This window comes from Pseudomonas sp. S2_B10, assembly GCF_054668425.1.
In genome coordinates, this window is record NZ_CP162768.1 from 4,119,726 (window position 1) to 4,139,532 (window position 19,807).

At 61.2% G+C, this 19,807-nt stretch carries 15 protein-coding genes; 7 read left to right on the plus strand and 8 right to left on the minus strand.

What is annotated here, in order from left to right:
- The first annotated feature begins 3 nt into the window (after positions 1 to 3).
- Together AB4O45_RS18310 and AB4O45_RS18315 are read left to right on the plus strand one after the other, a co-directional pair.
- On the plus strand, positions 4 to 315 hold the full coding sequence (locus AB4O45_RS18310) for an NGG1p interacting factor NIF3 (RefSeq protein WP_460160407.1): 312 nt from the start codon (positions 4 to 6) through the stop codon (positions 313 to 315).
- 998 nt (positions 316 to 1,313) lie between these two features.
- Positions 1,314 to 1,673, plus strand: a complete 360-nt coding sequence (locus AB4O45_RS18315; protein ID WP_406228332.1) for a DUF6124 family protein — start codon at positions 1,314 to 1,316, stop codon at positions 1,671 to 1,673.
- Between the two features lie 57 nt (positions 1,674 to 1,730).
- On the opposite strand, the gene AB4O45_RS18320 is transcribed toward AB4O45_RS18315, so the two are convergent.
- The 8 genes from AB4O45_RS18320 to AB4O45_RS18355 all read right to left on the minus strand — a co-directional run bounded on the left by AB4O45_RS18320 (position 1,731) and on the right by AB4O45_RS18355 (position 16,312).
- Positions 1,731 to 7,454 carry a membrane-targeted effector domain-containing toxin gene (locus AB4O45_RS18320; protein ID WP_460160408.1) on the minus strand — a complete coding sequence of 1,908 codons (5,724 nt, stop codon included), beginning with the start codon at positions 7,452 to 7,454 and terminating at the stop codon, positions 1,731 to 1,733.
- 129 nt (positions 7,455 to 7,583) lie between these two features.
- The gene (gene nagE / locus AB4O45_RS18325) at positions 7,584 to 9,299 is read right to left on the minus strand and encodes an N-acetylglucosamine-specific PTS transporter subunit IIBC (RefSeq protein ID WP_460160409.1); all 1,716 of its coding nucleotides are present in this window, start codon (positions 9,297 to 9,299) and stop codon (positions 7,584 to 7,586) included.
- Between the two features lie 23 nt (positions 9,300 to 9,322).
- The gene (gene ptsP, locus AB4O45_RS18330; protein ID WP_460160410.1) at positions 9,323 to 11,836 is read right to left on the minus strand and encodes a phosphoenolpyruvate--protein phosphotransferase; all 2,514 of its coding nucleotides are present in this window, start codon (positions 11,834 to 11,836) and stop codon (positions 9,323 to 9,325) included.
- Positions 11,837 to 11,988: 152 nt separating this feature from the next.
- The gene (locus AB4O45_RS18335) at positions 11,989 to 13,011 is read right to left on the minus strand and encodes an SIS domain-containing protein (RefSeq protein ID WP_460160411.1); all 1,023 of its coding nucleotides are present in this window, start codon (positions 13,009 to 13,011) and stop codon (positions 11,989 to 11,991) included.
- A complete protein-coding gene (gene nagA, locus AB4O45_RS18340) occupies positions 12,992 to 14,098 on the minus strand; it encodes an N-acetylglucosamine-6-phosphate deacetylase (protein WP_460160412.1) in 1,107 nt (368 codons plus the stop codon). The genes AB4O45_RS18335 and nagA overlap by 20 nt, the downstream gene beginning before the upstream one ends.
- A 56-nt stretch (positions 14,099 to 14,154) precedes the next feature.
- Positions 14,155 to 14,886, minus strand: a complete 732-nt coding sequence (locus tag AB4O45_RS18345; protein WP_095180444.1) for a GntR family transcriptional regulator — start codon at positions 14,884 to 14,886, stop codon at positions 14,155 to 14,157.
- Between the two features lie 282 nt (positions 14,887 to 15,168).
- The gene (locus AB4O45_RS18350; protein WP_024011712.1) at positions 15,169 to 15,684 is read right to left on the minus strand and encodes a L,D-transpeptidase family protein; all 516 of its coding nucleotides are present in this window, start codon (positions 15,682 to 15,684) and stop codon (positions 15,169 to 15,171) included.
- Between the two features lie 76 nt (positions 15,685 to 15,760).
- Positions 15,761 to 16,312 carry an NUDIX hydrolase gene (locus AB4O45_RS18355; protein ID WP_150636236.1) on the minus strand — a complete coding sequence of 184 codons (552 nt, stop codon included), beginning with the start codon at positions 16,310 to 16,312 and terminating at the stop codon, positions 15,761 to 15,763.
- Positions 16,313 to 16,459: 147 nt separating this feature from the next.
- Here AB4O45_RS18355 and AB4O45_RS18360 point away from each other — a divergent pair, with 147 nt between their 5' ends.
- From AB4O45_RS18360 to purT, 5 genes are all read left to right on the plus strand, one after another.
- Positions 16,460 to 17,059, plus strand: a complete 600-nt coding sequence (locus tag AB4O45_RS18360) for a CoA pyrophosphatase (RefSeq protein ID WP_016771547.1) — start codon at positions 16,460 to 16,462, stop codon at positions 17,057 to 17,059.
- 38 nt (positions 17,060 to 17,097) lie between these two features.
- Positions 17,098 to 17,622 carry a gamma carbonic anhydrase family protein gene (locus AB4O45_RS18365; protein WP_016771546.1) on the plus strand — a complete coding sequence of 175 codons (525 nt, stop codon included), beginning with the start codon at positions 17,098 to 17,100 and terminating at the stop codon, positions 17,620 to 17,622.
- A complete protein-coding gene (locus AB4O45_RS18370) occupies positions 17,619 to 17,834 on the plus strand; it encodes a DUF1289 domain-containing protein (protein WP_056783118.1) in 216 nt (71 codons plus the stop codon). Before AB4O45_RS18365 ends, AB4O45_RS18370 begins: the two co-directional genes overlap by 4 nt.
- A gap of 153 nt (positions 17,835 to 17,987) precedes the next feature.
- A complete protein-coding gene (locus AB4O45_RS18375; RefSeq protein ID WP_460160413.1) occupies positions 17,988 to 18,455 on the plus strand; it encodes a preQ0 transporter in 468 nt (155 codons plus the stop codon).
- 100 nt (positions 18,456 to 18,555) lie between these two features.
- A complete protein-coding gene (purT, locus tag AB4O45_RS18380) occupies positions 18,556 to 19,737 on the plus strand; it encodes a formate-dependent phosphoribosylglycinamide formyltransferase (RefSeq protein ID WP_024011715.1) in 1,182 nt (393 codons plus the stop codon).
- Positions 19,738 to 19,807: the final 70 nt, after the last annotated feature.

A 19,807-nucleotide genomic window follows, 5' to 3' on the forward strand; every position in this document is an offset into this window, starting at 1 on the left:
CCTGTGTACAAGCTGGCGTTTTTTGTTCCTGACAGTCATGTCGAGGTGGTCAAAGGGGCTGTGTTCGCTGCCGGTGGTGGGCGGATCGGTGACTATGACCACTGTGCGTGGCAGGTGCTTGGCCTGGGCGAGTTTCGACCGTTGGACGGCAGTCAGCCGTTTGTCGGTCAGGCGGGGCAGGTTGAGCGGGTTGAGGAATGGAAGGTTGAGCTTGTTGTTGCGGATGAGTTGATTGTGGCTGTTGTGGCGGCGTTGAAGCTCAGTCATCCGTATGAGACGCCGGCTTATGAGGTGTGGCGGCTGGAGGATTTCTGATCTTCTTTGCTGCTGGAACGGGAGACCCGCAGATGAGGGATTGTCTGCGGGTTTTTTGTTGCCGCTGATTTTTGTGCGGGCGCATTTTCACTGTGGGAGCGAGCCTGCTCGCGAAGGCGCCCTTACAGGCGAGCATGCTGGCTGATTGGGTGAATATCCGTTGCTTCGGGTGTGGCGGCTGGCGGTTTCGCCCTTACGGCGAGTCACCTTTTTCAAACGCCAAAAAGGTAACCCAAAACGCTAGCTCCTGCGTTCGGCCCTCGCAGGCTCGGGTTCCTTCGCTCCGGGACTGATCCGGGCGCAGCGGCTCCGGTTTGCTTCGCTGCACCTCCTTCCGCTGTGTCTGGCTGCGCCAGACGGTCGCTGCGCTCCCACGCGCGGATCAATCCCTCCACTCAGCCTTCCGACGTCGCCGGTGGATCAAGATCACGAGCAGGCGAGCTGACACTCGGCCTATTGAGTGGTGAAGAGCGGGTGTTCGGCGTTATTTTTGTTGTGGATTTGCCCCTCACCCCAGCCCTCTCCCGAGGGAGAGGGGGCCGATTTTGTGTGGTTTGCAAATCCTGAGTTCAACTCGGACTTTCACGTCGGCGTACCTCGCCTGAACAACTCGGTCAGTCCCCTCTCCCTCTGGGAGAGGGCTAGGGTGAGGGTGGCGATCAGGAGTGTGTTTAAAGCAGTGTCTGAGTTCGCAGAACCTTCCCACAAGGTTTTCAGGTTGTCCGTCGGACGTGCGATCTCTAGTCTTTTCCCGTCGCTGCGAATCAGCGATCGGGAGTGAGATCCCCGGATAGCTTGCAACTGGCGCCAGCACCACGATAATTGGCGCCAGCTCAATCTGCTGCCTGCTTTATGGCGGCTGTGTGCGGGCAGACTTCGGTCTGGCCGGTTGCCTGCTCCGGTGGATCTCACCTCGCACATAGCTGCCACCTATCCGCCGCGTGAGATCCGGCGATCGATGGCTGTCCATCAGCATCAGCATCAGCAGGAGAAGCATTGTGGATAAAATCGTTCCCGATCCACCATACGAACCCACCCCCCTCGAACAAACCATCCGCGCCGACGACCTCGCGAAAAACCGCGAAGCGATCAAGCGGGCTCTGGATTTTTACCTGTGCCCGCAACCTGGCAAGGCGCACCCGCCCAGCACCATGTTCCTCATCCAGCCGCAAATCGATACCGAAACCCTGCTCGCCCATGCCTGTGAATCCCTCGCTTCAGCCAACACCCTGGCCAGTGATTTCGCTGATCAGTTGGGGCGACCGCAGCGCAATACGGCGCTGGCGATTCAGCAGATCATCATGCTCGCTGAGCTGGCGGTGAACCGTGCGCTGGATCGGGTGGATCCTCAGGCATGAAAAAACCACTGGGCCGTCAAGCCCAGTGGTTTTCCACAACGTGCAATCGCCCGGGCGTCACGTCACCTGTGTCAGCTTCACGTCTGTGACGAGCATGTCGATCAACGTGCGCAGGTAGGTGAAGGTCTGATCTTTTTTCTCCCAGCGATCAACGAAGAACAGACCCTTGTCATTGATCTGAATCGGCGTTTCAACGATCTCGCCGGACCTGGATTTATGCACCACGCTGGCGTTGCGGGTGTCTGCATTTTCTATAAGGAAGTTTCCGGGTTCGGTCAGTTTGCTGCGACTGACAGAAGGCGTCGCAGCAGGCTTTTTCGTTCCGGGGACGGCCACCTCCATCACAAAATCGCTGCTCAAAGCCCTGACGTTGGCCTCGTGCTTGCCGCTGACAAATTCCCACGACCCACGGTGAATATCCCGGGCCAGTTCAGGGGCTGTGTCGCGCACGTGCAGGCTGACGGCGGACAGTGTATCGGCCAGACCTGGCACACCGAGGTTGTAATTGGTATGCGCACTGCCGATGAAGGCCACCCATTTATGCGGCCCGTTGGCCAATTGATCAGCCTCGATCACTTGGGTTGCAAAATAGCTGAACATCTCGTTTCGCGAGACGTGTTCGTCATACACGCCCTTGAGGTGATAGGACGCCGTGCAATCTAGGGCTCTGATGCGAATGTTGTATTTGGCCGCCGCCTGACAGACCGCCGTGTACGTATCGTTCCCTGTGTAATTCGGCATCTGCCCTTGATCCTGACGATGCAGATAAGCCTTGAGCCTGTCGGGCATGCGCTGGGTACGCAGAAAAGTGTCGAGATCGGCCTGGTGCAGGTCGGTGAACAGGTGCTCGACATACAACGTGTCATAACCGGCTTGCTTAAGGGCTTTCATGTGCTTTTTCAGCAGCGCTTTGCTCGCTACATCGACGTGGGCTTCGCCGATCAGCAGATTCAGACGTCCGTCGGTCAATTGCCGTAAAAAAGCTTCGAATGTGCAGTCGGAGGCGAGCACCGGCAGGATCGGCGCATCGGGTGGGACGTAGTCGGTAAAAGCGTCCCTGGCGGTTTTTTCCAGACGTTTGCGTTGGGCAAGGAAAGCCTCGTAGGCCGTTCTTTCACTGGCTACTGTCGGGGTGTAATGGGAATCCATGGAGTAGGGCTTATGCAACATTTCAGCAATATCGTCGCGCAGTGGCGAAGCAATATCGAACTCGCTGAAATGTTCAACGGCGCTAGCTGCGGCGGGCGGCTTGGAGACAGGTAGAGGTGCCTTGTAGGCACTCGGCATCTGTAGGAGGTAATCACCTTGCGCTGTCGCGTCTCCCGCGATGGCACCGGGCGCGTCCCTGCTTATGCGTGCGGGTTGGTACAAGTCGATGTCTTCAATACGCACGGCAACGGCCTCGTGGAGGTCGGCCAGGCCCGGGGTGTTGTCGAACGTGGTCATGCGCGACTGCTCGGTCAGGGCAATCCAGCGCTCTTCGCCGATCTCGGCCATATCGGTGGCAAGCGCCTTGTGCGAATAAAAGTTTCTGATGCGGTTGTTTCGCGGGGTCAAAGGCGAGAGCTTGGACATCACCATGATCCCTTCGAGTTGATAACTGGTCGAGCCGTCCAGCGCATGAATGCTCATGCCTTTTTCCCGTGCCTTGCGCACCAGCGCCAGGTAAGAGAAAGGCGCGTCTGGCTCATGGCCCATGGCTTTATCGAGCGCTTTCAGATGTTTCTTGATATGGCGCCAGGATTCTCCCTTGTTGAATTTTTCCAGTTTGAGATGAAATACGTCTCCCGGCAGGTATTCGAGGAAGAGGTGCTTGTAGCCGTTCTCCAAAAGCACGTCGAGATTTTCGATCAGTGCCTGTTTGCTGGCGATAGAGCCCGGCTGTGCACCGATGACCAGATTCTTTGCGGCGAATGCATCGCTGGCAATCAACTGTGCGAATGAGGTGTTGGCGGCAACCGCCGGCACTTCGGCGCGAGCGGGCAGCGGTGCGAGTTGGGCAAAATGGCGCGTGGCGTCCGTGGTGAGTTTTTCCACCTGTTGCAGATAGGCTTGGCGCATGCTGGCCATTTTGTCGACCACGTTGACCAGGATGACCTGGGGTGAGAAGCCCATGTAATGCTCGCCCTCCTGGAGCATTCGTCGTCGCGATTGCGGGTCCAGCAACTCTTCAACGAGATCCCGGTACTTGATCGCGACTCCATAGTCCTTATGCGGGCCGGGTGTCTCGGGCACGGCTTCGTATTTTGGTGCACCGCCGGACAGGCCGCTGCGCACCATCACTCCGTCGGAGTTGCGCACGGTCAGAATGCCGGTCGAAAGCAGTCCGGAGCCATTCGGATCCGGGCGGTAGAGCAAATAACGGCCGAGTGCGTCCGGGGTCGTGCTGGCGTAATACGACTGCCCTCTGAAAACGACGGCATGCATATCGTCCCGGACCGGTTCGGTCGCCATTTGATCGATCAATGGCAGAAGATCCTCTTGCTCGTCGCCAACGGTGGTGACAGCCCGACGCAACGGGCGCCGGACGGGCTTGAGTGAACGCAGCGCCGGACGCAGATCCGTCAGCACCGCGCCAGCACTGTTGAACAGATAGCCGAGCAAGTGCCGGAACGCTTCGTTGTTATTTCCCTGACGATAGGCATGCAGGGCGAGCATCGCGTCCTTGAAGGCCAGCAACAGGCCGGTGCTCAGGCTCAACAGCGGGAACGGCGCGGTGGCGATGGCAGCGACCCATTCGACGCTCGTCCAGATCAGGCCGGCAATCATTTCGGCGCGACTGGTGGTCGTGGCATGGACGTTGTCGATCCGCCGTTGCAACTTCATGTCGTAGAGCGCGGTACGCAGGTCGCTGACGGCGTCGGCCGGGCGCATCGAGTCATAACGGGCGGGGCTGGGGCTGGTTCTGTTGAGGTCTTTGGGCAGTTTCTTGCGGATGTTTTCCAGGTACGTGCGCACCCGGGTCTGGGCACTGACACCCACCCGCTGGGTCAGGTATTCGATCATGCCGGACTGCAGCAGCAGGTAATTGAACAGGCGTGCTTCGCGAAAACGCACGCCGTCCGGTGCGTCCGGCGTATACAGCAGGACCGGATCGCCGCCATGGCTGAACAACCAGGCATCGATCACCCATTCGCCGTCGATCATCAGCCGGTGGATCGGGTATTTCGTCCGGGTCTGCCCCGACGTTTGATCCATGCTGCTGATGCTTTGCTGCAGCCATTGCAGGTCGCTGCTGGCGATATGTCCTTGCAGCTGGCATTCCAGCGCGGCGCTTTGCATCTGGCGCTGAGTGATGGCCAGCGTCGCGTTGCGTCGGAATGCGTAGCCTTCGCTTTTAGAGTCCTGCAGCTCGTTTTTGACTTTGTCGGTATAGCGTTTGCCGATCCAGACCCCCGTGACCGAGCGGGCTACGTTCTGCGCGGTCAGGCTACTGATATCGACGCCTTGCGGACCTTTGAAGCGCGCCGAGCGTGAGAATTTCTGGTCGAGAAAACCGACGCCGTCGGCATAGCCGTCGCGATACAGCCGGGTATAGGTCAGCGGTTTCGGCGTCCATGAGGGCACGATCGACTTTGGCGAATAGGCCCAGACGGTGTCGGGATCGACGTCATTGGCAGGACGCTTGAGCAAGCGGTTCAGGCTGATCTTCGCTTGCGCATGCACGTAATCGTCAAACGCCTGAAAACGTCCGCCCGACAGCGGATGCTGATTGAACGCGCGCAAAGCCCCCTCAGCGTCGTCGCTCAGGGTCGAGAGTTTTCGGCGATTGGCCGCAGTGGTCGAGCGATACCACACCGGGGTGCTGAAATCGTAGTCGTCGATGCGTGTGGCGAGCATGTGTTCAGCCATCGCTTTGAGGCAATCGAGATGGTTGCCCAGGTGGTCGAACGTGACTTTCTGGTGCTCTGCTGCTTCCGGCTTCAGGCTCAGCCCCGACAACACCTTGCGCAGGGTCGAACGAAAGCGCATCGGCGCGCGGCTGATCAGATAGCCGGCCATGCTTTCGGCGGCGTCATTCTGCTTGGCCCAACCCAAGAGATGGGTCTGCAATTGGCGCTCGCTGTCGAACGCCTCGAACTGGCGTTCACGGGGCGCCTGCGGTGTGCAGAGCAGCAGGCGGCGGACCGCGCCGGATTCGTCGGTCTGACGCAGCACCCAAAGATCCTGCAGCTGGGCGCCGTGCAAAGACAGGGTGGCGGCGCGCAGCTGTGGATCGCTGCCGTTACGCAGGCGCTGGAGCATTTGCAGATCGCTGTCGAGCAGATGCCCTTGCAGCGCTGCGGCATGGGCGAGCGCGACGATGCGCTGATCGAGCATCTGCTCGATCGCAGGTTTGATCGCGGATCTCGCCTGCATCTGCGTTTGCAAGCGTGCGAAGTCGACGCGCGGTTCCAGCTCCAGTGCCTGCTTGATCACCCAGGCGGGCGTTACGTCCGCGTACTCGTCGGATAACGGCAGGTCGTTGTAAGTCAGCCGGGTGTGGCTGAGAAACGCCGAGCCTGGTAACTCATCGCCGGTGTGCGGGCCGCGCAAGGTCAGCTCGAGCAGATTGCTCTTGTGCACATAAGCGCCGAATCCGGGGACCTGCCGATCCGTAATGATCTGCAGCTTGGCCGGTTCCAGGTCGTCGATTTGCAGATCATCACTCAGCCGTTCCAGCCATTGGTGGCGGGCCACGGCCATCAGGCTGACCGCCGGACCCATCAGGTCAAGCAGGTTTTGCCGGGCCTGATTGTAGTTGCCCAGGTGCAACGCCAGTTCGGCCCGCTTGGCGGCGTCGGCGCTGCGGTACCAGTCCGGGGCGCTGTTGCGCAAATGCCGCTCGAACAGGGTTTGTGCCTGAAGTGCCAGGCGCGGGGTGAGATCCGGCAGCGCAGCGCCGATGGCGCGCTCCAGCTCGGCGATCAGTACAGCGGCATCCTGCTGCGGATTGGCGGCGAAACTCAATGCATGTTCGATATCCTGGGTGCGTTTTTCGATCAAGGCATCGTAGATGTGTTCGAACAGCGGTTTGCTGTCGATGGGCGCCAGCTGCAATGGCCAGATTCCCGCTGTACCGACATCGTGGTAGCGGCTGGGCAGCAGCTGCATCAATTCGCCACGGCTAATGCTGTGCTGCATGGTCTTGAGCAGATGGGCATCGAGATCAGCCAGGGAACTGAACAGCTCCAGGCCCCTGGCCGGTGTGAACAACACGACGAAGCCCGCGCTCTGGTCGGTCAACAGATCGCTGACTTTCGGGGTGTCTTTTTGCGTCACAACAAAGGCCCCGGCCAGCTCGACAGTGGTTTGCTGATAAGTGAACTGCAACGCATACATCGCCGGACGCAACAGCGGGCCGAGTGCCAGTTTCTGTATCAGCTCGCCGGCCTGTGGGTGCAGCAGGCGATCGGTGACGGCCTGTTTCGCCTCGTACTCAAGCGCAGTGAAACCGGCGTCGTATTTGAGGAAGGTTTTTGCCGCTTTGCCGTTGATCTCGTCACGCAGATCCATGTTGATCAGTTGCGTGTTGAGGCGCACCTTCAGCGTGGCGATCAGTTGCTTGCCTGCCTCGCTCTGCAGGTCGCTGGTTGCCAGCGCCTGATAGAGCGCGCGGCTGCGTTGCAGGTAGCCGTCGCGATAGGTTTTCAGCTGCTCTTCGAGGCGTTTGAGATGAGCCTGCTCGGTGCTCGGTTTGTGCTCGGGCAACAGCGGGGTTTCGGTGTTGAAGAGAAGACGACCGATCTGGTTGAGATCGTTTTTGAGCTCATCGGGTGTGGGTGCGTTGGGGGTGCTCATGGGCACGATTTCCATGCTGGGGATGAAGGGCCAGCATGGCGAGCAGGGCGTGGAGGAGGGTGGTATTCATGTATCGTGCGCGTGCCGTATTTTCGGCGCCCGCTCCAGCCCTCCCGCCACCCGCGCAGATCAAACCTGCGCGCGGATCTCCCCGCGACTCAGCAACGCCTCGATCGCGCCACTCAAACTCGCGGCCTTGTCCCCCACCAGCAAATGCCAGACGCCACCGTCCAACCGGCTGACACCCAGACAGCCGAGCGCTTTGAGCTGCGCCTCGGAGGGCGCCTTGGCATCGGCCAGTTGCAGGCGAATACGGGTCATGGCGATGCAATCGAGTTGCAGCACATTGTCGCGACCGCCCAGCGCATTCAGCCATTGCTGCGCCTCGTTGCGGGTAAGCGCGACAGTCGTCGGCTCATCGGCAACTACTACGGTTTCTGCCAAAGTTGTACGGCCCAGGGCAGGCATGGCCAAGCGAATCTCATCGGCAATGCTGTCAGCCAACGGCCCGACCACGACCTGCAAACTGCCGCCCTTGCCCGGGCGCACCACCGCCATCGCGCCCAACGCTTTCAGATCGGCATCCGAGGCCTTGTTGCGATCGACCATCTCCAGGCGCAGTCGGGTCGTGCACGCGCCGACGGTGAGCAGATTTTCGGCGCCGCCCAAGGCTTTGATATACGCACTGGCGCGTTCGGTTTCCGAGAGCACGGCTTTTTCGGCGCTGGCGACGTCTTCGCGCCCCGGCGTCTTCAGGTTGAAACGACGGATACAGAAGTCGAAAACCAGGTAATAAATAACCGCGTAAGCCAGCCCGACCGGCACCACCAGCCAACCATTGGTCGACTTGCCCCAGCCGAGAATCATGTCGATGAAACCACCGGAAAAGGTGAAGCCCAGATGAATGTTCAGGGCGTTGGTGATCGCCATCGACAGCCCGGTCAGCAGCGCGTGCAGAAGGAACAGCAACGGCGCGAGAAACATGAAGGCGAATTCGATGGGCTCGGTCACACCGGTCAGAAACGAGGTCAGCGCCATCGACAGGAAGATCCCGCCCATCACCTTGCGCCGCTCCGGCAACGCGTTGCGATACATCGCCAGGCACGCGGCGGGCAGGCCGAAGATCATCATCGGGAACATGCCGGTCATGAACTGCCCACCCTTCGGATCGCCGGCGAAATAACGCGACAGATCGCCGGTCACCAATGCCCCAGTGCTCGGGTCGGTGAAGTTGCCGAAGACGAACCACGCCATGTTGTTGAGGATGTGGTGCAGGCCAGTGACGATCAGCAGGCGGTTGAACACGCCGAAGACGAAGGCGCCGATGCTGCCGCTTTCCATCATCAGCGCGCCGAACGCATTGATGCCCTGCTGGATCGGAGGCCAGATATAGCCGAACAGCACGCCCAGCCCCACCGCTGCAAAACCGGTGACAATCGGCACGAAACGCCGGCCACCGAAGAACGCCAGATACTCCGGCAGCTTGATGTCCTTGAAGCGGTTGTACAGCGCACCGGCCATCAGGCCGCTGACGATCCCGGCGAGCATGCCCATGTTGATGCTCGCATCGAGCACCTTGAGCGTGGAGATCATCACCAGATAACCGATCACTCCGGCCAGGCCGGCGGTGCCGTTGTTGTCTTTGGCGAAACCGACGGCGATGCCGATGGCAAAGATCATCGCCAGGTTGGCGAAGATCACTTGCCCGGCATCGTGAATGATCGCGATGTTCAACAGGTCCGTGTCGCCCAGGCGCAGCAGCAGGCCGGCAATCGGCAGGATCGCGATCGGCAGCATCAGCGCGCGGCCCAGGCGTTGCAGGCCTTCGATGAAGAGTTGGTACATGGCGTTTGTCCTTTTTGTTTTTGTTAGCGCAGAGGCCAATGTTGATGACAGGCGTGGCGAACGGCAGCGGCGCTGGCCAGCTTGAGCAGGTCGCGGCTCAGGCGCTGACATTCGGCTTCATGCAGCTGACGCACGCGGTCCTTGATTTCACCGATCTGCACCGGGCTCACCGACAGTTCGGTGACGCCCAGGCCGATCAGCACCGGCGTCGCCAACGGGTCGGAGGCGAGGGCGCCGCAGACGCCGACCCAGCGCTTGTGTACCGCCGCACCCTCGCAGGTCATGGCGATCAGGCGCAGCAACGCCGGGTGCAGGGCATCGACCCGCGCCGCCAGCCCGGCGTGATCGCGGTCCATGGCCAGGGTGTATTGCGACAGATCGTTGGTGCCGATCGAGAGGAAGTCGGCGTGTTCGGCCAGTTGCTCGGCTTGCAGCGCGGCGGCGGGGACTTCGATCATCACGCCGATTTCCGGGCGCTCGGTAATCCCCAGCTCCAGACACAAGGCATCGACGCGCTGGCGGATGTGCAGCAGCTCGTCGACCTCGGTGACCATCGGCAACAGAATCCGGCAACGCGGCAACGGCTTGACCTGCAACAGCGCGCGCAGTTGCTGATCGAGAATTTCCGGGCGCGCCTGCGCCAGACGAATGCCGCGCAATCCGAGCACCGGGTTGGCCTCGGCGGGCAGTGGCAGGTAGTCGAGTTGCTTGTCGCCACCGACGTCGATGGTGCGGATGATCACCGACTTGTCGCCCATGGCATCGATCACCGCTTGATAGGCGCTGCGCTGTTCTTCGACGTCGGGTGCCGTCTGGCGATCGACGAAGAGAAACTCGGTGCGCAACAGGCCTACACCATCAGCACCGTTGGTAAATGCGTCTGCCGCTTCGCTGCTTGAGGCGACGTTGGCGACCACTTCGATGTGCACGCCATTGCGCGTTTCAGCGGGTAAATGGGCTTTGGCCTGTTGGCTTTCGCGACGCTGCCGGCGCTCGATCTGCGCCTGTTGAACTTCGCTCAGGCGCTCGGCGTTTGGCGTCAATTCGAGGCGCCCGTCGTCAGCGTCGAGCACCACGGCTTGATCTTGCGGCTGCTCAAGCAATTGCGCGCCCAAAGCGACGATGCACGGCAGACCTTTGCCGCGCGCCAGAATCGCTACGTGGGAAGTCGCGCCGCCCTCGGCCATGCACAACCCGGCGACGCCTTGCGCGCTGAGTTGCAGTAGATCCGACGGCGTCAGTTCATGGGCGGCAACGATGGCGCCGGCCGGAACCTGGTATCCCCAGGCCTCGCCAAGCAGAGCGCGCAGGACGCGTTGCTTGAGGTCGCGCAAATCGTTGGCACGTTCGGCCAGCAGCGGACTGCCGGTGCCTTGCAGCATGTCGCACTGCGTGTCGATCGACTGACTCCAGGCGTGCGTCGCTGCGGTGCCTTGCGCGATGAATTGCTGCGCGGCGTCGAGCAGGGCCGGGTCTTCAAGCAGCGCCATGTGTGCGGCGAAGATCGCTTCTTCGTCGGCGTTCCTGTGCTTTTTCGCTTGGGCGAGGGTGGCAGCGATTTCGCTGCGCACCGCGTTCAATGCCGCTTCAAGAATCGGCTGCTGTTGCACCGGATCGTGGTTGCCCGCATCCGCCGGCAAGGTGATCGCGTTCAAGCGAAACAGCGGCCCGGCGACCAGCCCCGGCGCCGCGCAGACACCGTGCAACACGCCAGCCTCGGCCGGGCGTTTCAGCGCGGCTGTGGTGGTCGGCGCTTGCGCGTGATGATCGTCCGGCAGCGCCGTGGCCAATGCGCTGAGCAGAGCTTGCAATGCGGCATCGGCGTCCGGCCCCTGACAACTGACGTGCACCTCATCCTGCTCGCCAATGGCCAGACCCATCAAACCGATCAGGCTGTTGCACGGCGCCGATTTACCGTTGAAGTGCAGCTGTGAATGGCTGCTGAAACCCTGGGCGGTCTGGCGGATCAGCGCAGCCGGGCGCGCATGCAAGCCGCCGCGATGAGCGACCCGCACTTGGCCACGAACCTCAGGCCCGCCGCTTGTATCGGTATTCGCCGCCACCACATTGCGCGCGATGATGTGCAGCAGCGGCTCGCCGACTTTCACTGTTTTGAGGGTGATCGGCCGCACCTGAAAATCCGCGCTGTTGGTCAGGATCAACAGGCTGACCAGGCTTTTGCAGTGCTGGCCGACCTTGTCCAGGTCATAGCGCAGCAGCGGCTGACCGAGGCTGACGCGATCGCTTTCCTTGACCAGCATGGCGAAACCTTCACCGTTCAATTCAACGGTGTCGAGACCCAGATGCAGGAGGATTTCCGCGCCGTTGTCGGCGCGCACGGTCACCGCGTGGCTGCTGCGCGCAACGTGGATGACCACGCCGGCGCAGGGCGAATACAGCGTGTCGTTGAGCGGATCGATGGCGATGCCGTCGCCCATCGCGCCACTGGCGAACACCGCGTCCGGGACGTTGGCGAGCGTCAGTACCGGGCCGCTGAGCGGGGCGCTGAGGGTCAGCTCTTTATTGTTGTCGGGCATGGCTGGGTCTCATCAGTTGAATCTCGGTTCGATGTCCCCTGTGGGAGCTGCCGAAGGCCGCGATCTTTTGATCTTGTTTTTCCGCTACGTGAAAAAAACAAAAGATCGCAGCCTTCGGCAGCTCCTACACGGAGTACATCCGTCAACGGCTATCAGTGCGTGCGGGTCACTTTGCTCAAATGGCGCGGCTGATCCGGGTCCATGCCCCGCGCTACGGCCAGGCCTGCGGCCATCACGTAAAAGCTCTGGATCGCCAGAATCGGGTCGAGGGCCGGGTGTTCGGCGCGTGTCAAGGTCAGGTCGCGCTCGGTCACGTCATCTGGCGCGGCGAGCAAGACCCGGGCGCCGCGTTGACGCATCTCTGCCGCGAGGCTGAGCAGGCCGGCCTGCTCGGCGCCGCGTGGGGCGAATACCAGCAGCGGATAGTGTTCGTCGATCAATGCCATCGGGCCGTGACGGACTTCGGCGCTGCTGAACGCTTCGGCCTGAATCGCCGAGGTTTCCTTGAATTTCAGCGCCGCTTCCTGAGCAATCGCGAAACCGGCGCCACGGCCGATCACCATCAGGCGCTCGCAATCGCGCAGGGCTTCGATGGCCAAGCTCCAGTCCTGTTTAGCCGCTTCGCGCAGGCCTTCTGGCAGCGCATCGTGGGCTTGCAGCAATTCGCTGTCCTCTTTCCAGTGCGCGATCAAACGCGCGCTGGCGCTGAGGGTGGCGATAAAGCTTTTGGTCGCAGCGACGCTGCTTTCCGTGCCGGCGAGCAGCGGCAGGCTGAATTCACAGGCCGCTTCCAGTGGCGAATCGGCAGCGTTAACCATCGACACGCTCAGCGCGCCACGTTTGCGCAACAGGCGCAGGCTGTTGACCAGATCCGGGCTCTGCCCCGACTGCGAAAACGCAAAGGCGACCTGACCGCTGACTTTCAGCGGCGCCTGCTGCATGGTCACCACCGACATCGGCAACGACGCCACCGGTACACCCAGTTGCTGCATGGTCAGGTAAGCGAAGTAGCTCGCCGCATGGTCGGAACTGCCACGGGCGACGGTCATCGCCACTTGCGGTGGCTGGCGGCGCAGGCGCCCGGCGATCTCGATCATCGGCGCGTCGAGTTGTTGCAACTGGGCTTGCACGGCCTCGAACGAGGACAGCGCCTCTTCAAGCATTTTTGAAGTCAATGTCTTCTCCTTCGACCATGACGGCGGTCAGTGTGAGTGAACGATCGAGCCGCACGCAGTCGGCCCAGGCGCCGGGGGCAAGGCGCCCGCGTTCGGTGATGCCGAGGTAGTCGGCGGGAAATTGCGACAGACGCTGCGAGGCTTCGGCGATCGGCAAACCGATCTTCACCAGATTGCGCAGGGCCTGATCCATGGTCAGGGTGCTGCCGGCCAGCGTGCCGTCGGGCAGACGCACGCCGCCCAGGCATTTGGTCACGGTGTGGCTGCCAAGCTTGTATTCACCGTCGGGCATGCCGGCGGCGGCGGTCGAATCGGTGACGCAATACAGGCACGGGATCGAACGCAGGGCCACGCGGATGGCGCCGGGGTGCACGTGCAGCAGATCGGGAATCAGCTCGGCGTATTTGGCGTGCGCCAGTGCCGCGCCGACGATTCCCGGCTCGCGGTGATGCAGCGGGCTCATGGCGTTGTAGAGGTGGGTGAAACTGCTGGCACCGGCAGCCAATGCGGCGACGCCTTCCTCGTAGCTGCCGAGGGTGTGGCCGATCTGCATGCGGATGCCACGGCGGCTCAGCTCGCGAATCAATGCATCGTGGCCGGCGATTTCCGGGGCGATGGTGATGACGCGGATCGGCGCCAGCGCCAGATACTCTTCGACTTCGGCCATCAACGCGGTGTGGGCGAAGTTCGGTTGAGCGCCGAGTTTTCCCGGATTGATGTACGGGCCTTCAAGGTGCACGCCAAGCACTCGCGCGGCGCCTTTCGGACGCTGTTCGCAGAATTCTCCTACCTCTTTCAAGACGCTGGAAATCTCCGCACTCGGCGCGGTCATGGTCGTGGCCAACAGCGAGGTGGTGCCAAAGCGCACGTGGGTTTTGCTGATGGTTTCGAAGGCGTCGGCGCCTTCCATGATGTCTTTGCCGCCGCCGCCATGCACATGCAGGTCGATGAAGCCCGGCAGCAGATAGGGCAGATCGTTAGCCGCCGGATCGCAGGGCACGCCTTCGATCGACACGATCTTGCCGTGTTCGTGAATCAGCCGGCCGCGAACCCAGCCGCTGGCGGTGAGGATGTTGTCTTCGGACATTTTCGTTCTCGCTTGGGGCCGCGCTCAGCGATGCGGCTCTTTATCTACGAAGCTCTTTATCTACGAAGCTCTGCAACAAAGTCGTAGTAGTCATTGCGGCAATAGGTGTCGGTGACTTCGATCGGTGTGTTGTCTTCCAGATAGCCGACCCGGGTCATCAGCAGCATGGCGGTGCCGGGGGCGATGCCGACCAGTGCGGCGAATTCGTCCGAGGCGTTGATTGCCTGGATGTGCTGAAGGGCGCGGACGATCGGTTTGCCGATGCCGTCGAGGTATTCGTACAGCGAATCGCCCACCGCTTGCGGCCTGGGCATGATCGACGCGGGCAGGGTGCTCATTTCGATCGCCATGACCGTGTCATCGGCTTTGCGCAGGCGCTTCATGCGCGCCACCTTGTCATTCGGCGACAGGCTGAGGCGGATCAGTTCTTCGTGGGTTGGGAGGGTGATCTCCCGCTCCAGCCATTTCGAACTCGGCACGAAACCTTTCAGGCGCAGCATTTCGCTGAAGCCGGACAGACGCGACAGCGGTTGTTCCAGGCGTGGGGTGATGAACGTGCCCGAGCCTTGCAGGCGGCGGATCAGGCCTTGCTCGAGCAAGACTTCCAGCGCCTTGCGTGCGGTGACCCGGGAGATGCCGAGCTGGTCGCTGAGGTTACGCTCGGACGGCATCGCCTGTTCGGCCTTCCACTGCCCGGCATGAATCGCCGCTTCCAGATTGCGCGCCAGTTGCAAGTACAGCGGCGTCGGCTGGGAATCGTCGGGACGTAGGGACTGGAGGTCGTTCATGTAGGTCGTTTCCGCCGCGAGTATAGGATTGTTGTGGCTCGCTTGTGCGACGGAAGCTAATACCACTTGAATACCATGTCAACGCGATGAACTGGCGTCTGACCCAGTGGAGTGGCGGTTTTCAGGGGGCAGTGTTTAAAGTGGTATTAGTGATGGCCTATAAAAAGCAAAAGATCGCAGCCTGCGACAGCTTCTACAGTTGAGAGTGGTATCACCCCTGTAGGCGCCGTCGCAGGCTGCGATCTTTTGATTTATTTTTTTTGCGGTGACCAGCGGTCGAGGTTACGGACGAATCTCGATCATCGTGCCGTCCGGTACCAGATTCCAAACTTCACGCATGTCGACGTTGCGCATGGCGATGCAGCCGTCGGTCCAGTCGAGGGTATGGAACAGCTGTTCCGGATTGTCTGCCGAGTCCGGGGTGCCGTGGATCATGATCATCCCGCCAGGCTCAACGCCTTCACGACGCGCGCGGGCGGCATCGCTGATGTTCGGGTAGGAAATGTGCATCGACAGGTTGAATTTGTCGCTGGTCTTGCGCCAGTCGATCCAATAGAAACCTTCAGGTGTGCGTTTGTCGCCCTCGATCAGTTTCGGGCCTTTCTTCGCGCCCTTGCCCAAGGAAATGCGATAGGTCTTCAGGGGCTTGCCGTCGGCAATCAACTGCAGTTGGTGGGCCGATTTCAGTACCAGGACTTTTTCGATCAGTGGAGTGTTCGAGGGCGTCACGGTGGTCACGAATGACGCTTGCGAAACGCTGACGAACGACAGGCACAACAGGGCAAGCAACCAACGCATTGAAACGATTCCCCAAGAATGACGCAGACACATAGTGATAGATGCAGGTGTGGTTATCGGCAGGGTGCCGCGAAGCTCAAGTGATCGCCGGCTGCACCAGTGGCGGAATCGACTCCGAACGCACCGGGTAAATCTCGCTGCGCCGATCAGCAAAGAAGCATTCCAGAGTACGCCCGACCGTGCGGAAAGCCAGCTCGTCCCAGGGAATGTCGGCTTCTTCGAACAGCTGCACTTCAAGGCTTTCCGGCCCGGCCGCGTATTGCAGATCGGCCAGTTCGGCGCGGAAGAACACATGCACCTGGCTGATGTGCGGCACATCGATCAGCGTGTAGATGCTCAGGTTGCGTACCCGGGCGCAGGCTTCCTCGGCGGTTTCGCGGATGGCGGCCTGCTCGATGGTCTCGCCGTTTTCCATGAAACCGGCGGGCAGCGTCCAGTAACCGAGACGCGGCTCGATGGCGCGGCGGCAGAGCAGCACTTTCGTCCCCCAGGTCGGTACGCACCCGGCGACGATATTGGGATTCTGGTAGTGAATGGTCTGACAGCTGTCGCAGACAAATCGCAGCCGCGAGTCGCCTTCGGGAATGCGCTGGGTGACCGGGTTACCGCAGTGGCTGCAAAATTTCATGCTCGGGTTCCTGAATGCTGCGCCTATCTTGGCGTGCAGCGGGGCCGGTCGGCAAGTTGTCGTTTCGCGACACGACGGGTTTCGGGGGCTTGGGCGCTCGCTTTGATTGGTGCATGATGCGGAGCAAGGCACCGATCGAGAACACTCATGCTGGACGAGCTACTGCATAGGGTAAGCAACCACACACCGCGCACGCTGGAGACCGACGCACGTTTTCCCGAAGCCGCCGTGCTGGTGCCGATCACCCGCAGTGACGAACCGGAACTGGTCCTGACCCTGCGCGCCAGCGGGCTTTCGACCCACGGCGGCGAGGTCGCCTTCCCTGGTGGACGCCGCGACCCGGAAGACCCGGACCTGATCTTCACCGCGCTGCGCGAAGCCGAAGAAGAAATCGGCCTGCCGCCGGGTCTGGTCGAAGTCATCGGCCCGCTGAGTCCGCTGATTTCCCTGCACGGCATCAAGGTAACGCCGTATGTCGGGGTGATTCCCGACTTTGTCGAATACCAGCCCAACGATGCCGAGATCGCCGCCGTCTTCAGCGTACCGCTGGAATTCTTCCGCAAGGACCCGCGCGAGCATACCCATCGCATCGACTATCAGGGCCGCAGCTGGTACGTGCCGAGCTATCGTTTCGGCGAGTACAAGATCTGGGGCCTGACGGCGATCATGATCGTCGAGTTGATCAACCTGCTCTATGACGCCAAAATCAGCCTGCACCGACCGCCGAAAAGTTTTATCGATACCTGAGCCGTCGTTCGAACGGCCGTGAGCCCGAGGAAAACAAAATGAAATACCGCCTGGGCGACGCCCGTGTCGAAACCCATCCACAGAGCTGGGTCGCGCCCAATGCCGTACTGGTGGGCAAGGTCCGCCTGGAAGAGGGCGCCAACGTCTGGTTCAACGCCGTATTGCGCGGCGACAACGAACTGATCCTCATCGGCAAGAACAGCAACGTGCAGGATGGCACGGTGATGCACACCGACATGGGCTATCCACTGACCATCGGTACCGGCGTGACCATCGGCCACAACGCGATGCTCCACGGCTGCACGGTCGGCGATTACAGTCTGATCGGCATCAACGCGGTGATTCTCAATGGCGCGAAGATCGGCAAGAACTGCATCATCGGCGCCAATTCCCTGATCGGCGAAGGCAAGGAAATTCCCGACGGTTCGCTGGTGATGGGCTCGCCGGGCAAGGTAGTGCGTGAACTGACCGAGGCGCAGAAAAAGATGCTCGAAGCCAGCGCCGCGCACTATGTGCATAACTCGCAGCGTTACGCCCGCGATCTGGTCGAGCAGGAACAATGACGACTGTTGAACGACCCGTTGCCTCGCCGTGTGTGAATATCTGCGCGCTGGACGAAGAAGATGTTTGCACCGGGTGCCAGCGCACGGTCGCGGAGATCACCCGCTGGGGCCGCATGAACAATGACGAGCGCCGCGTGGTGCTGGGGTTGTGTCATGAACGGGCGAAGGCGAGTGGATTGGTCTGGATGATTCCCGCGAAGTCAGGCGTCTGAACCACCGCTTTCGCGAGCAGGCTCGCTCCCACTTTGAAATGCATTCAAATGTGGGAGCGAGCCTGCTCGCGAAGACGTCGGTCCTGTCACCGCACCTATTGGCGCAATACCAGCGCTCAAGTAACCTGTGCGCCAAATCGACAGGCCGCCCCCATGATCTTTCTCATCGCCTACATCAGCAGCGTCGTGCTGATCAACTTCGCCTTTTCCACCGCACCGCACCTGGACATCATCTGGTCGGCCTGGGGCGGGCTGGTGTTCGTGCTGCGCGACATGGTGCAAACGCGCTTCGGTCACGGCGCGATCGTGGCGATGCTGGCGGCGCTGGTGCTTTCCTACATCACGTCCGACCCTTCCATCGCGCTGGCCAGCGCCACGGCGTTCGCGGTCTCCGAGTGCATCGACTGGCTGGTGTTCAGCGTCACCAAGCGGCCGTTGCGCGACCGTTTATGGATCAGTTCGGCGCTGAGCATTCCGCTGGATACCTTCATCTTTTTCGGCATGATCGACGCCTTGACGCCGCCGGTGATCATCACCGCGCTGGCCTCGAAGTTCGCCGGCGTCACCGCCGTCTGGCTGATCATGGCCTGGCGTGATCGCAAACAGGCTGCCGCCAGCTGAAGCCAAACCCTCGGGTTCATGTAAAATGCCGCGCTTTCTCCCCATGGAAAGCGCACCAGCGTGGCTTTCCTCGATGATCCGCTTCCTTTGAGGACCTGAGATGACCCGTATCGGAACTCCATTGTCGCCAACCGCGACCCGCGTATTGCTGTGTGGCTGTGGTGAGTTGGGCAAGGAAGTGGTAATCGAACTGCAGCGCCTGGGCGTTGAAGTGATTGCCGTCGACCGCTACGCCAACGCGCCGGCCATGCAAGTCGCCCATCGCAGCCACGTGATCAACATGCTCGACGGCGCCGCCCTGCGTGCAGTCATCGAAGCCGAGAAGCCGCACTTCATCGTGCCGGAAATCGAAGCCATCGCCACCGCCACGCTGGTCGAGCTGGAAGCCGAAGGCTTCACCGTGATTCCGACCGCGCGTGCGGCGCAACTGACCATGAACCGCGAAGGTATTCGTCGTCTGGCTGCCGAAGAGCTGGACCTGCCGACCTCGCCGTACCACTTTGCCGACACCTTCGAGGACTACAGCAAAGCCGTTCAGGACCTGGGTTTCCCCTGCGTGGTCAAGCCGGTAATGAGTTCGTCGGGCAAGGGTCAGAGCCTGCTGCGCAGCGCCGATGATGTGCAAAAAGCCTGGGATTACGCGCAAGAGGGCGGTCGCGCCGGCAAAGGTCGGGTGATCATCGAAGGCTTCATCGATTTCGATTACGAAATCACCCTGCTGACCGTGCGCCACATTGGCGGCACCACGTTCTGTGCACCGGTCGGTCACCGTCAGGAGAAGGGCGACTATCAGGAATCCTGGCAGCCGCAGGCCATGAGCCCGATTGCTCTGGCTGAATCCGAGCGCGTTGCCAAAGCTGTGACGGAAGCGCTGGGTGGCCGTGGTCTGTTCGGTGTCGAGCTGTTCATCAAAGGTGATCAGGTGTGGTTCAGCGAAGTTTCGCCACGTCCGCATGACACCGGGCTGGTGACGCTGATCTCTCAGGACCTGTCGCAGTTTGCCCTGCATGCCCGCGCCATTCTCGGCCTGCCGGTACCGCTGATCCGTCAGTTTGGCCCGTCGGCGTCGGCAGTGATTCTGGTGGAAGGCCAGTCGACCCAGACCGCATTCGCCAATCTGGGCGCTGCGTTGAGCGAGCCGGATACCGCGCTGCGTCTGTTCGGCAAGCCGGAAGTGAACGGTCAGCGCCGCATGGGCGTGGCGCTGGCGCGGGATGAGTCGATCGAGGCTGCTCGCGCCAAGGCGACTCGTGCGTCGCAGGCGGTTGTTGTAGAGCTGTAAACCGGGTCGCGGCAGCTATTCGCGAGCAGGCTCGCTCCCACATTTGGAATGCATTTCCCTGTGGGAGCGA

Bases quoted from the DNA above. Each gene is read 5' to 3' on its own strand.
- AB4O45_RS18320 (WP_460160408.1), bottom strand. From the start codon at position 7,454: ATGAGCACCCCCAACGCACCCACACCCGATGAGCTCAAAAACGATCTC.
- nagE (WP_460160409.1), bottom strand. From the start codon at position 9,299: ATGTACCAACTCTTCATCGAAGGCCTGCAACGCCTGGGCCGCGCGCTG.
- ptsP (WP_460160410.1), bottom strand. From the start codon at position 11,836: ATGCCCGACAACAATAAAGAGCTGACCCTCAGCGCCCCGCTCAGCGGC.
- nagA (WP_460160412.1), bottom strand. From the start codon at position 14,098: ATGTCCGAAGACAACATCCTCACCGCCAGCGGCTGGGTTCGCGGCCGG.
- AB4O45_RS18345 (WP_095180444.1), bottom strand. From the start codon at position 14,886: ATGAACGACCTCCAGTCCCTACGTCCCGACGATTCCCAGCCGACGCCG.
- AB4O45_RS18350 (WP_024011712.1), bottom strand. From the start codon at position 15,684: ATGCGTTGGTTGCTTGCCCTGTTGTGCCTGTCGTTCGTCAGCGTTTCG.
- AB4O45_RS18355 (WP_150636236.1), bottom strand. From the start codon at position 16,312: ATGAAATTTTGCAGCCACTGCGGTAACCCGGTCACCCAGCGCATTCCC.
- AB4O45_RS18360 (WP_016771547.1), top strand. From the start codon at position 16,460: ATGCTGGACGAGCTACTGCATAGGGTAAGCAACCACACACCGCGCACG.
- AB4O45_RS18365 (WP_016771546.1), top strand. From the start codon at position 17,098: ATGAAATACCGCCTGGGCGACGCCCGTGTCGAAACCCATCCACAGAGC.
- AB4O45_RS18370 (WP_056783118.1), top strand. From the start codon at position 17,619: ATGACGACTGTTGAACGACCCGTTGCCTCGCCGTGTGTGAATATCTGC.
- AB4O45_RS18375 (WP_460160413.1), top strand. From the start codon at position 17,988: ATGATCTTTCTCATCGCCTACATCAGCAGCGTCGTGCTGATCAACTTC.
- purT (WP_024011715.1), top strand. From the start codon at position 18,556: ATGACCCGTATCGGAACTCCATTGTCGCCAACCGCGACCCGCGTATTG.